Raw genomic sequence first — 12,321 nt, 5'->3', positions numbered from 1 at the left:
ACGGTGCCATTTAAAAAGTTTTTCATCTAAGGGTCCATCCCCGCCCTTTTTTCTGATAAACTATTCGTTAAACCTGGAGATGACTTGAGGAGGCAAAGTGATGACGATTCATGACCATATTTTGACAGAAAATGATTTTGTAAAACAAGATACATTGAAGTACCCATTTGAGGAACGGGGACTTCAATTCGGTGACGGAATTTATGAAGTGATCCGTGTGTATAACGGGAACTATTACTTAATCGATGAACACATCGACCGGCTTTACCGTTCAGCGGCAGCCGTTAAGATCGATGTCCCATATAAAAAGGAAGACATGTACGAACGGCTGGATGAACTGCTTAAGAAAAACGGAATTGAAGGAGATGCCAAGGTGTACTTGCAGATTACCAGAGGCTCTGCACCGAGGGATCATGCTTTTCCGGAACAAACACAAGCTAACCTGTATGCGTATGTGAAAGACCTACCTCGTCCATATTCATTTTTACGTGATGGCGTAACCGCTATTACTCAGGAAGATGTCCGCTGGGACTGGTGCTACATTAAGAGCTTAAACTTGCTTCCTAATGTCCTTGCTAAACAGACAGCTAAAGAACAAGGGTGTTATGAGGCAATCCTTCATAAAAATGGAGAAGTGACTGAATGCAGCTCTTCCAACGTTTATTTTGTAAGGCAGGGGAAAGTGTACACCCATCCTGCTAAGAAGAACATTCTGCATGGATGTGTAAGGATGAGAGTGGAGGCTTTCTGTGAGAGAGAAAACATTGACTTTATTGAAGAAGCCTTCCAAGTGGAGGACCTTGCCTATGCGGATGAATTGTTTTTGTCCAGCAGCACTTCAGAAATCATGCCGATTCTAGAAGTTGACGGGCAGACCATTGGTGATGGTTTACCTGGTGCCCTCACTAGGAAACTCCAAAAATGTTATGAATCAGATGCTCATATCAATCAGGAGGATTCGATCTTTACAAGTCAGACGGCAGCTGAATAATAGGAAGACCGGTAGCTTAACAGCTACCGGTTTTTTTAATGTATTGTTATGTGAATGAGTGACACCATATCTGGCATCCGTAAACCTTAAGACGGTGCCAGGTACTAACTGGAAGGCCGTTGTACATGGTATGCCATGGTGTGGGACATCGGCAGGGAATGCTATGAAGAAAGGGTACAAGCGGGATAATAAATAGAGGCTTGTGGATATGCTATAATGCTAAGGAAAAGAGGAAAGGAGCGGTCTTTTTTGGGTAATGTAAAACTTGAAATGACAAAAGAACAATATGAAATACTTGTTGAGATGGTGTTTTTAGGGACATGGATGGTCAATTCGATCAAGTTGGAGCTGGATGAACAGTTCGAAGATGTAAGAGAACTTGTTCTGTCAAAATACAAGGAAGCGAATCTTGAGGACAAAGTTTCCTATCAGGAACAAATCGGTGTCCATGACCTTGATGTGGACTATGAATCGAGACTATTGGACACGCACGTAGAAGAATATGATGAATTCAGTTTCTGGGATAAATTGGTCGAAAAACTTGCCGAAAAAGAAATGACCGAAATCTATGGTTCTATGGACGGGAAACTGACAGAAGAACAGATGGAAAAGCGCCTCGCCATTGAGGAAGAGATTGGTCGAAAGCTTGAAGAAACAGGTGTGACGAAGCTCTCCTTTGAGGAATGAAAAAAAGCGTGATGGCAGCATCACGCTTTTTGAGTCATTTTTTTCTTTGGTTCTGTCCAAAGGGCTGCAATCGGCCTTGCCCACTGGAATGTCCATTGAATAAGCGGCCCTAACAGCAGGGCGACAATCAATGTCCCAAAACCTACGGGCGCTCCAAGTAAAAAACCAATGAGAGCCATTCCGGACTCGGAGAAAATGCGTACCGTACTTTTTGATTGGTTCGTTTTTTCATTCATGATCATCATGAAGTGATCAAGAGGAATGCGCGGGAATGGGGTCCGTAAGTAGACGGAGATTCCAACAGCTGTGGCAAAGAGGCCGAGTGAGAAAATCCCCCATTGGGCCCACCATGCTTCATACTCCATATTTTCAAGCAAGCCGTATAGAAAGATATCCAACGTTCTTCCACGGATGATAATCGGGATCAATGATTCGAATTGGGGGCGTTTATGCTCCAATTTTGCATTGACAAGTAATAGAATCACAAAAGCGACGATCATGACGCTTCCTACAGTTACAGGAAGGTGCATGGACAGTCCGACAGCAATGCTGTCTCCCGGGCCGACTCCTAAACCGGATTTTATAATCAGTGCAAGGCCAAGACTTGAAACGACAAGTCCTGCAACATAAATAATAAACAGAAAAAAATATTTCATAGGTAGACTCCTTTATGTGTCCACTTGTGCTCCGTTTATCATATCGTTTGGTTTCTGGGATGTAAAGTTTCTGACCGGAGCGTTTGCCGATTGTATAAAAGGGAAAGCAAAAAAAGAGAATGGAGAAAGGGTTGGTAGATATGCAATATGCAGTTGTAACGGGGGCTTCCCGGGGCTTAGGAGAAGCGATTGCTCGACAATATCTTTTGAAGAATGTGAATGTGGTCACGGTCTCACGCTCAGGTAATGAAGGACTGAAAGCTTTGGCAGATGAAAAAGGATTGGAGTTTCATCATGTCAGCTGTGACTTGAGTGATATGGACGACTTAAATCGAGGGCTCAATCAAATGGTGGACCTTGTATTTCACAAGGAAACTCATTACGTTTATCTCGTCAATAATGCAGGGGTCATCGAACCTATTGAAACAGTTGGTCAATTGGAAGCAGACGCTGTACAAAAACATATGCAAGTGAATCTAACGGCGCCCATCCTTACTGTGAACCGTTTTGTTAAAGAAGCGAATGAAAGAGAAACATCTCTTGGAATCATAAACATTACCTCCGGTGCGGCAGAGAAAACCATTCATGGCTGGAGTACATACAGCAGCTCCAAAGCAGCCATCAACCGTTTCACACAAACACTGGCTCTGGAACAGGAGGGAAGGGGACACACCATCCTTGCTTATAGTCCTGGTGTTATTGATACAGACATGCAAGGAGAAATTCGTTCCTCTTCAGAAGACGCTTTTGCCGATGTGGAGAAATTCAGGAAGTTAAAAGAAGAAGGGGAATTACGCTCGCCTGATGAGGTGGCGAGTGTATTGATGAACCTACTAGAGAAAAGCGATGAAATAGAGAATGGTCGTGTGTATAAACTTTATGATCTAGTAGATAAGTGATGGAAAGAGCCCAGTGATGAACTGGGCTCCTTTTAATATTCGAGAAGGTCAATGGTTGGGTTTTGGGGGTGTGCTTTTATTCTAACCTTGCCTCCGATAGGAAAAGTGAAAATCGGTGTGGTATGGCCGAAGCTGGCATTATAGATGATGGGTACCTGTTCGAGTTCTTTTTTCGACTTCAATATTTGTACAAGCGTGTCATCGTCCATGTTCGATTCTTTTTGGAACCGGCCGATGACTATTCCCCGCACACCGCTGAATTCAGGTTGGTGGACCAATGATTGTAAATTACGGTCGAAGGTGGGAGGATCTGATAATAGGTCATCTTCAAGGAACAGAATTTTCCCCTCTAGGGAAGGCATAAACGGCGTTCCCTGAAGCAAGTTCAATGTGCAAAGGTTCCCACCTAAGGAAATTCCTTCGGCCATTCCTTCATATAGCACTTCATAACCGGGATTGGAATAGAATTGTCGTTCCTGTTGGTCCAAATACCAGCGATCGTCACTCCAATCAAGTGCTGGGCGGATGTGTAACTGTTCTGTTTCAGTGAATACTTTCATAAAATGATCGAGCGTATAGTCGATTCCTTTTTCCATACCGAAAGTGGAGAAGTGAGGACCACTGTAAGTGACCAGTCCAGTTTTTTTATAAATGGTGTTGGACAGAGCCGTAATGTCTGAATAGCCACAAAAGATTTTTGGGTTCTCTTGGATCAGATCGTAGTCAAGATGGTTCAACAATTGGTTGCTATTGTATCCGCCGAGTGTAGTCAGGATGGCTTTGACATTTCGATCAGAAAAAGCTTCGTGAATATCAGTCACTCGGTGATGGATGGGATTCGAGATGGAATGACTGCTTTCTGCTGCATATGTACTAAAAGTGACCTTGAACCCTGCCCGATTCAATCGTTCTACGGCAAGATTCTGCTGATCAGGTGCTACAATTGCTAAACTCTTAGAGGGAGAGATCACTCGTATTTCATCTCCCTTCTTCAACTTCTCAGGTATCATTGGCTTTCCCCCTTAGGACAGTGGTAAATTCCATCACTATACCAAATAAGCGTGGTTTCGTCTATTAACTTCAAGAATATTCCGAAACTATTTTTGTATCCAATCGTATGGATGAAAAAGGAGGATGGATATGTTTCCAACAATTTTCGGCCTGGTCCTTGTCCTTGCGTTTGTATTTCTCATCCTTAGGTTTGTAGGACAATCAACGAGCACTCGCACCTTGGCCTCTAAAAAAGATGAGAGCACGTGGCAGCCTGGTTTTCATCAGTTCGACCATTCGGATGGCGGCGGAGACGGGGGAGCGGAGTGAATCGGGAGCCATGAGTCATTTTCGTAGAATAACTCCCTGAAAATGACTAGGGCCATCTTCTTCTTCTTCATTCATTGGGATTTTATGAAAGGCTTCGAGCGTAAACTCTTTGGTTAAAATGGATTCAAGGTGATCGTCTTCATAAAAAGAAAAAAAGCGTTTAGGCTCATGAAAGTCATTTTGCCAGATGCCTTCGTGGGTGATGCCCCCATAAACCCCTAAATAAAACAGTCCGTCTTTCTTCAAGAGGTTACGAATATCGGTAAGAATTCCCGGAAGATTCTTTTTGGGTACATGAAGCAGACAATTCAACGCCCAGACCGCATCAAAATGTTCTCCTGGAAACTGTAGATCATCAAAACTCATAACGTCAGCTTTTAGTCCTTTTTCACGGCAGCGCTCCACCATTTCTTTAGATAGATCAGTGGCGTGAACGTCAAATCCTTCTTGTGAGAAGAAAAGGCTGTCTTTTCCGGGACCAGCCCCGATTTCGAGTAGGGAATGTTTGTTTTCATACCTCAACCTCTGCAGGAAGTCCGTCCGCTCATGGATTTTCCAATCTTGTGTACGGTTTTGGTTACGCTGTTTCGATTGGCGGTCATACGCGTCAGAGAGATTCTTTTTTAAATCTTGTGGAATCAATGTTTCTGCTCCTTTCTTTGGTAAGTAACCGCAAGCATCCCGTCTTGATACGTATGTGTTTCTGTAAGCTGCAGTTCTTCTTCGTGGTCATGCTTTTGAAAAAGTGGAATGCCTTTGCCAATCAACGTTGGTTGAATAAAAATCCGGTATTCATCAATCAATCCAGCAGAAATGAAGTAGTGAATCAGTTTTGCTCCACCGACGACCCATATAGTTTTGTTTTGTTCATTCTTCAGCATGTTCACGAGAGGGAGGATTTGTTCAGGTTGTAGATATGTTGCATAATCGTCATGGCCTTCGCGCGTGTTACTGACCACGTAGACGTCTTTCATTTTATAAGGGAATTCTTCAGCTAATTCAAAGATATGATCATATGTCTTCCTTCCCATAAATACGGTATCGACCGTTTGGAAAAACTCTTCATACCCATAGTCTTCGTCTGCACTATCCCGCAGCCAGTCAATGCTGCCATCTTCTCTTGCGATGTAACCATCGGCACTTTGAGCAATGAATAATGTGACTTTCCCCATATGAATTCCTCCGTTCTTTTTGTCTTGTATTTCCAAGCCACTTCATCATATAATAAACATAATCAAAAAAGAAGGGAATGACGTTTAAAGCAATGAAGTACTAATCCTGTTGCTAAACGAGTATGAGAATAAGAAATTACACTCGTTCCAGATACAGGATTGGTCTGTCCTTTTTTAAAAAGGATTCGATTGCTTTTACATCACCCTTTACGTATGTCGTGGTGGGCCCAAAAAGCGATGGTAGACTAAAAACCTCTCTGGAACGATCCAGGGAGGTTTATTTATGTTACACATGCGCGCAATCAATATACAGTATCAAATCGGGAGCAGGGACATTCTTAACGTTAAAGAACTAAAGGTCCACGAAGGAGAACGAATTGGTCTGGTAGGCAGAAACGGAGAAGGGAAAAGTCTCTTATTACAATATTTGTTCGGAGAACTCGACATAGAACCACAAGTGGAATGGCACACTTCTTATGGATGGCTGCAACAGATGAACGAAGAAGAATGGAAGCGTTCCACTATGAGTGGTGGGGAGAAAACACTCGCAAGACTGGAGCGAGTTCTTGAACAGGGTCATCCCCTGCTTTTTCTCGATGAACCCACGAATAATCTGGACTGGGAACATATCGGGACATTAGAAGAAAACCTGCTCAAGCATGAGGGTGCTTTTGTTATTGTTTCCCATGATCGGAAACTGCTCAATCGCTGCTGCAATAAGATTTGGGAACTTGAAGAAGGGGATATAACCGAATACCATGGAAATTATGATTTTTTTGAAGCGCAAAAAGAACTTGAACGAAAGCAGAAATACGAAAAGCACGAACAGTATGTGAAAGAAAAGAGCAGAATCGAAGAACGAATCCGCCAGAAGCAGTCCCAATCCAAAGGAATGAGAAAACCTCCAAAGAGAATGGGAAATTCCGAGTGGCAGCTTGGGAAAAACAAAGCGGCTGCCCATCAAAAGAAGGTGGAGCGTGTCAGTAAAACATTAGAACGCAGATTGGATCGTCTCGAAAAGGCAGAAAAGCCGATGGAGTGGGATCAAGTGAAAATGGAATTCAACACTTTGAGTTCATCAAGTAAGAAGGTGTTGGGTAGAGTGGAAGAGGCTGAGGTCCAAGCGGGCTCAAGGTTTCTTTTTTCCACTCCTAAGTTGTCTTTGAAAAATGGGTCGAAGATTGCCTTTATCGGTGGAAATGGAACAGGGAAAACCACCTTTATTCAACAACTCTTATCAACTACGGAGTGGCTTTCTCCTGGAGTGAGGATCGGGTATTTTCATCAGACTTTGGAAGAACTTCCTTTAGAAAAGAAAGTGTACGACTATGCTAGTGAAGCGAGTTTACTCTCGGAAACCACCATCCGCATCATCCTTGCACGCCTTAGGTTTTTTACTGATGATATGAACAAAACCATAGGCCAATTGAGTGGAGGAGAACGAGTGAAACTGTCTTTGGCGAAACTGATGGCCAGCGGTTCGACTTTTCTCGTGCTCGATGAACCCACAAATCACTTGGATCTCGAAGCTATTCAAGCTTTAGAACGGTTAATATGTGATTTTCCAGGAACGATTCTTTTTGTGACCCATGATCGTACGTTCATAGAGAGGACAGCCGATCATTTATGGATGATAGAAGATTCAAAGTTGAAAACTTTTGAAGGCACTTGGAAAGAATGGGAAGAGTATGTGGAGAATCCACCCGTTGCAGACGATGAGGTCTACGATAAGATGGCATTAGAGACAAGGTTGTCGGAACTTATCAGCCGGCTGAGTATGCCCGGTGTGGATGATGATGTAGATGAACTGGAGTCTGAGTATCAACAAACGTTGTCTCAATTAAAGAAACTGAAATAGAATTAAAAAAAGCGACCGGACGCGGTCGCTTTTTTTTAATAGGAGAGAGTTTTTTGTGAAAAAGTCCTCCATTGATTGCTGTTCCCGGCTACCGAGCCGTCTCCACTTTTTTTGCCTCTTTGTTGTTTTTCAAGAACATATAGAGGGAGGCACCGAAGATCGTGAAGTAACCGAGGATGCTGAAGATATCGGGTACTTGATCAAATAAAAGGATACTTATTAGTGCTGAGTAGACAACGGTTGAATAGAAGAAAATAGAGATCTCCCGAGCCGGTGCGTATTTGTAGGCTATGGTTAAACCGAATTGACCTAAGGTCGCAAAGGCACCAGCGGATAGCAGGTACACCCATTGTTTCAAACTCATCGGTTCATAGAAAGCAATGGTAAAAGGGAGCAGGGTCACTGTTGTGAAAAATGAAAAATAGAAAACGATGGTGTAAAACTTTTCTTTATCTCCCAAGACACGAAGCAACGTATAGGCGCCCGCCGCAAAAACAGCGGAGAAAATCCCGGCGAGGTAAGGAATGAACTCGACAGAGAACGCTGGTTTAATGATGAACAGTGTACCGATAAACGCTACGATAATAGCGATGATTTGATACAGACGCGCTTTCTCTTTCAAAAAGATGGCTGAAAATATGATTAACAAAAATGGACTGAGTTTGTTGAGCATATCTGCATCTGAAAGCACGAGGTTGTCAATGGCATAGAAAAACAACACCATCCCAATGGTACCAAGTGCGGAACGCGAGAGCAGAAGCTTCTGGTTTTCCTTTTTACCAAATAATCGTTCTTTGTTGTATAGAACAAACCCAAAGGCGATAATGGCTGATACAAGGTTTCGAAATAAAGTCTTTTGAACAGTCGGAACGTCTCCAGACAGCTTGACTAATGCCGCCATCATAGAGAAGCCGAAGGCAGATATGAGTAGAAGTATGATTCCTTTGTTTCGATTGCTCATGATGGTTCCTCCAGTTGTACTTAGGTTGTGCAAAAAAAACACCTTTACTATCCTAATACAAAAAATCCTTGAAAGAAAGCCAGACGCCCTTCTTCCACAAACGCTCCCGATTGTGGAAGACTCGGTTTCGAAACGATGGTGTGGTTCTAGGGGCTCCGGGAAAAGGTTCGCTTTCGGGCGGTGAGCCTCCCCAGGCTACGCCTTCCGGGGTCTCACCTGTCCCACACGTCCCATAGGAGTCTCACCGTTCCCCTCCGCCCCTTTACCATGGAAGATTCTCGAAACCACTTCTAAAAGGCCAGCTCGTATGATTATGGGAACTGGATTATAAAACACCGCCATGACACTTAAAAGCTTGATCCAGAGCGCTTTATACCAGTTGGATAGTGGAAGACCCTCCAACTCTTGGTACATGGGTTCGTTTCTCGCTTACATCAAAAGGGGTGGTTGGGAAGCTGCGAGACTCCCGTGGGAGAAAGGAGATAGGCGAGATCCCTTAGTGCTCAGACCGCCCAAGGAAGCTCGCCACTCCCCCACAGGAAAGCGAGTTGCTTCCCAGCCACCCCTGACGCTCAACTCAGCAACGAACCCCGGAAACATCTCGATACTGAGTCTTCCACAATCCTGCCATATAGAGGAGTAAAGGGGATTGTCTATACACGGTCTTAATAAGTGCGGTATACTTGAAGTAGAAAAGGCGCAAGGAAAGGGCGATAAAGTTGGTATGTTCTCAACCTATATTTGAGAGAACGCGTGTCATAGAAAATAATCAGCAGCTCTATTTAGAGAAAGAAGGCAAGCTGGAGTTGTTTGAAACGAAGGTCGTGTCCCCACAGGAAACTTTTCCTCTTCATGCCATTCATGATGTATCATATCGAAAATTATCGTCCATGTATGGAATGCTATATTTGCATACGCACAAAGGTGTACGTGCTTATATGGTGAAAGAAGATCCTAGTCCATGGATGAATGAGTTGAAAGCGTATCTTTAAGAAACTGATAAAAATGAAAGGATATAGGACGTGATGGAGTGGAAGTGATGGAAGAGAATGACCGAATTTATCTTCGGGAAGTTATACTTGAAGACTGGTCAGCTTTTCACCCTTATTCATCGAATGAAGAGACGGTAAAACACCAGCCTTGGGGGCCAAACACAGAGGAAGACAGTCTCTTTTTCGTCCGTCAAGTGATTATTGATCGGAAGCAAAGGCATAGAAGCCGTTATGTTTTTACCATCGTAGAGAAAAAAAACGATCAGGTGGTTGGTAATATAGAGATGAATATTAGAGACTGGGATGGTGTTGGTGAAATCGGCTTTATCATTCATCAAGATCATTGGGGGAAAGGTCTGGCGACAGAGGCTGTTCAATTGATGATCAACTTTTGTTTCGAACACTGTGAACTTCAGCGAGTGGTGGCAACATCAAATCCGGAGAATATCGGATCGATCAGGGTACTGGAAAAGGTCGAGATGGTTAAAGAAGGAACACTTCGAAAGGATTTGCTTGTGAAAGGGAAATGGCAGGATTCCTGTGTCTACAGTATGTTGAGGGAAGAATGGATAGAAAAAAGCGCAAGGCTTTAGGCCTTGCGCTTTTCTTATGAAGCATTTAATTTGTCATTGACTGTAAGACGTTGGACAAGTTGAGAACTGTCCTTATTCAAACCAACAATCTCAACATTTATATCACGTTCTTCATACTTCGTTACAAGTTTATCAATGGCAGCCACAGCCGAGTCATCCCAAACATGGGAATGGGTAAAATCAATCACGACATGAGATGTTTTAACATCATAGTCGAAATGCTTAATCAAGCTATCAGTGGAAGCGAAGAAGACTTGACCGCTGACATGATAAACCATTTTTTCTGCACTCTGATCGAATACTTCCTCAACTTTTACCTTTGAAATCTTAGCAACGAAGAAAATAGCACTCAAGATGACACCAGCAATAACACCTTTAGACAGGTCATGAGTTTGTACTACTGTACCAACGGTTACTAGCATGACGATACTGTCTGTAATTGGAGTCTTCTTGAAGCGTGTAAGCGAGCTCCAATCAAACGTTCCGATGGATACCATAATCATGACTCCAACAAGGACGGCCATAGGAATTTGAACGAGGAGATCATTGAATACAATAATCAGCAACATCATGAATATTCCTGCTACGAGTGTTGATAATCGTCCACGCCCACCTGAAGAGACGTTAATAACGGATTGACCGATCATGGCACAACCAGCCATTCCACCAAAGAACCCTGAAACAACGTTAGCCATTCCCTGTCCTCTAGCTTCTTTGTTTTTATCACTCACAGTATCTGTCATATCATCTACAATCTGTGCGGTTAATAATGATTCAAGTAACCCTACAAAAGCAAGAGCTAATGAGATAGGGAAAATAATTTGTAGTGTTTCAAACGTCAATGGGATATCTGGTAATAGAAAAATAGGCAGCGTACTGGATAATTCACCCATATCTCCAACCGTTTTCAACCCAGCTCCTGTCGTGATGGCGATGATTGTCATTACAACAATAGCCACAAGTGGTGATGGAACGGATTTTGTAAATCTAGGTAGTATATAAATAATAGCTAATGAACCAACTACCATCGCATACATAGCCAATCCTGCCCCTTCAAAATGGACAAGTTGTGACGAGAAAATAAGAATTGCTAGGGCATTCACAAAACCAATCATGACTGACCTAGGAATGAACTTCATAAGCTGTCCGATTTTTAATGCACCTAAAGTAAACTGTAAAATTCCTGTCAGAATCGTAGCAGCCAGCAAATACTCTAAACCATGGTCCTTAACTAAAGTGACCATAAGGACAGCCATAGCTCCGGTCGCAGCAGAAATCATACCTGGTCGACCACCTATAAAAGCAATGACGACAGCGATACAGAAGGAAGCGTACAGTCCTACCATGGGGTCGACTCCAGCGATGATAGAGAAAGCGATCGCTTCAGGGATGAGCGCCATTGCGACGACCATGCCTGAAAGCACATCGTTTTTTACGTTTCCAAACCATTGTTGTTTAATTGTTTCTGTGTTCAATTGCGCACCTCTTTCTACTATTTTTGTTTTGTATTGTCCGTGACAATACGGAAATCCGGCAAGAACGATCAGATTATATCACCTATGAGGGATATTACATAACCCCATGTAAGCGCATAAATAGGTTTTTTACTCTTTTTTTCTCTCTTTTTCGCTTGAATAGACCCAAACTATACAAAAATTATTTTGTTGGGTGTTATTTAATGGTAGGATTTTTACCTTTATAATAAATGATAATGGTAAAATGAAAACAATAGATGAATATCGATGGGGGGAATTCCAATGTATAAGAAGATATTAGTAGCAGCAGATGGATCCGACCACTCTATACGGACTGCCGAACGTGCGGCGGAGCTAGCTAATTTACAAGGGGACGGTGAGATCACAATCGTTTATGTGATTGACGGGGAGCAGTCGAAATCAGATGTTTTATCTGAAGGTGATCAAGGTTTAGTAGAACAGCGTCGGCAGCAGAGGTTGCAACCAATTGAAGCTATCTTTCAAAAGAAAAATGCGTCGTATCAAATAAGCCTACAACATGGTGAGCCAGGTCCAACCATTGTTAAATACGCAAATGAAAATAACTTTGACCTTGTAATCATTGGAAGTAGAGGTTTGAACACCCTGCAGGAAATGGTATTAGGTAGTGTAAGCCATAAAGTAGCGAAGAGAGCGAAATGCCCGGTCATGATTGTAAAGTAATGATCATCATAGTTT

Annotated in this window: 14 protein-coding genes; 8 read left to right on the top strand and 6 right to left on the bottom strand. The window is 42.9% G+C overall.

Annotated features, from left to right (window positions below; genetic code table 11):
• The first annotated feature begins 100 nt into the window (after positions 1–100).
• Together dat and K2225_RS06060 are read left to right on the top strand one after the other, a co-directional pair.
• Positions 101–991, top strand: coding sequence for a D-amino-acid transaminase (gene dat / locus K2225_RS06065; RefSeq protein WP_220583914.1), 891 nt, complete (start codon positions 101–103; stop codon positions 989–991).
• A gap of 249 nt (positions 992–1,240) precedes the next feature.
• Positions 1,241–1,678: a hypothetical protein gene (locus tag K2225_RS06060; protein WP_220583913.1), complete on the top strand. Its 438-nt coding sequence runs from the start codon at positions 1,241–1,243 to the stop codon at positions 1,676–1,678.
• 20 nt (positions 1,679–1,698) lie between these two features.
• On the opposite strand, the gene K2225_RS06055 is transcribed toward K2225_RS06060, so the two are convergent.
• Positions 1,699–2,334 (bottom strand): YczE/YyaS/YitT family protein, encoded by a 636-nt coding sequence (locus tag K2225_RS06055; protein WP_220583912.1) that lies wholly within the window; start codon positions 2,332–2,334, stop codon positions 1,699–1,701.
• Between the two features lie 140 nt (positions 2,335–2,474).
• On the opposite strand from K2225_RS06055, the gene K2225_RS06050 reads away from it, so the two are divergent.
• A complete protein-coding gene (locus K2225_RS06050) occupies positions 2,475–3,233 on the top strand; it encodes a (S)-benzoin forming benzil reductase (RefSeq protein ID WP_220583911.1) in 759 nt (252 codons plus the stop codon).
• Between the two features lie 32 nt (positions 3,234–3,265).
• Here the strand turns inward: K2225_RS06050 and K2225_RS06045 are convergent, their stop codons facing one another.
• Positions 3,266–4,243 (bottom strand): S66 family peptidase, encoded by a 978-nt coding sequence (locus K2225_RS06045; protein WP_220583910.1) that lies wholly within the window; start codon positions 4,241–4,243, stop codon positions 3,266–3,268.
• Positions 4,244–4,373: 130 nt separating this feature from the next.
• Here K2225_RS06045 and K2225_RS06040 point away from each other — a divergent pair, with 130 nt between their 5' ends.
• Positions 4,374–4,553: a hypothetical protein gene (locus K2225_RS06040; RefSeq protein WP_220583909.1), complete on the top strand. Its 180-nt coding sequence runs from the start codon at positions 4,374–4,376 to the stop codon at positions 4,551–4,553.
• A gap of 15 nt (positions 4,554–4,568) precedes the next feature.
• Here K2225_RS06040 and K2225_RS06035 read toward each other — a convergent pair whose 3' ends face one another.
• Together K2225_RS06035 and K2225_RS06030 are read right to left on the bottom strand one after the other, a co-directional pair.
• On the bottom strand, positions 4,569–5,195 hold the full coding sequence (locus tag K2225_RS06035; protein WP_255574238.1) for a class I SAM-dependent methyltransferase: 627 nt from the start codon (positions 5,193–5,195) through the stop codon (positions 4,569–4,571).
• Positions 5,192–5,725 carry a dihydrofolate reductase family protein gene (locus K2225_RS06030; RefSeq protein WP_220583908.1) on the bottom strand — a complete coding sequence of 178 codons (534 nt, stop codon included), beginning with the start codon at positions 5,723–5,725 and terminating at the stop codon, positions 5,192–5,194. The genes K2225_RS06035 and K2225_RS06030 overlap by 4 nt, the downstream gene beginning before the upstream one ends.
• A gap of 283 nt (positions 5,726–6,008) precedes the next feature.
• Here K2225_RS06030 and abc-f point away from each other — a divergent pair, with 283 nt between their 5' ends.
• Complete coding sequence (gene abc-f / locus K2225_RS06025; protein WP_220583907.1) at positions 6,009–7,583, top strand: ribosomal protection-like ABC-F family protein; 1,575 nt, start codon at positions 6,009–6,011, stop codon at positions 7,581–7,583.
• Between the two features lie 88 nt (positions 7,584–7,671).
• Here abc-f and K2225_RS06020 read toward each other — a convergent pair whose 3' ends face one another.
• Positions 7,672–8,544 (bottom strand): DMT family transporter, encoded by an 873-nt coding sequence (locus K2225_RS06020; RefSeq protein ID WP_220583906.1) that lies wholly within the window; start codon positions 8,542–8,544, stop codon positions 7,672–7,674.
• A gap of 719 nt (positions 8,545–9,263) precedes the next feature.
• On the opposite strand from K2225_RS06020, the gene K2225_RS06015 reads away from it, so the two are divergent.
• Complete coding sequence (locus tag K2225_RS06015; RefSeq protein WP_220583905.1) at positions 9,264–9,536, top strand: hypothetical protein; 273 nt, start codon at positions 9,264–9,266, stop codon at positions 9,534–9,536.
• Between the two features lie 47 nt (positions 9,537–9,583).
• Positions 9,584–10,129 (top strand): GNAT family N-acetyltransferase, encoded by a 546-nt coding sequence (locus K2225_RS06010; RefSeq protein WP_255574286.1) that lies wholly within the window; start codon positions 9,584–9,586, stop codon positions 10,127–10,129.
• Positions 10,130–10,143: 14 nt separating this feature from the next.
• Here the strand turns inward: K2225_RS06010 and K2225_RS06005 are convergent, their stop codons facing one another.
• Positions 10,144–11,604: a SulP family inorganic anion transporter gene (locus tag K2225_RS06005; protein WP_220583903.1), complete on the bottom strand. Its 1,461-nt coding sequence runs from the start codon at positions 11,602–11,604 to the stop codon at positions 10,144–10,146.
• Positions 11,605–11,886: 282 nt separating this feature from the next.
• Here K2225_RS06005 and K2225_RS06000 point away from each other — a divergent pair, with 282 nt between their 5' ends.
• Positions 11,887–12,306, top strand: coding sequence for a universal stress protein (locus K2225_RS06000; protein WP_220583902.1), 420 nt, complete (start codon positions 11,887–11,889; stop codon positions 12,304–12,306).
• Positions 12,307–12,321: the final 15 nt, after the last annotated feature.

The organism is Halobacillus sp. Nhm2S1 (assembly GCF_019599545.1).
Lineage (GTDB): Bacteria > Bacillota > Bacilli > Bacillales > Halobacillaceae > Halobacillus.
This window is presented reverse-complemented; position numbering and strand designations above follow the sequence as displayed.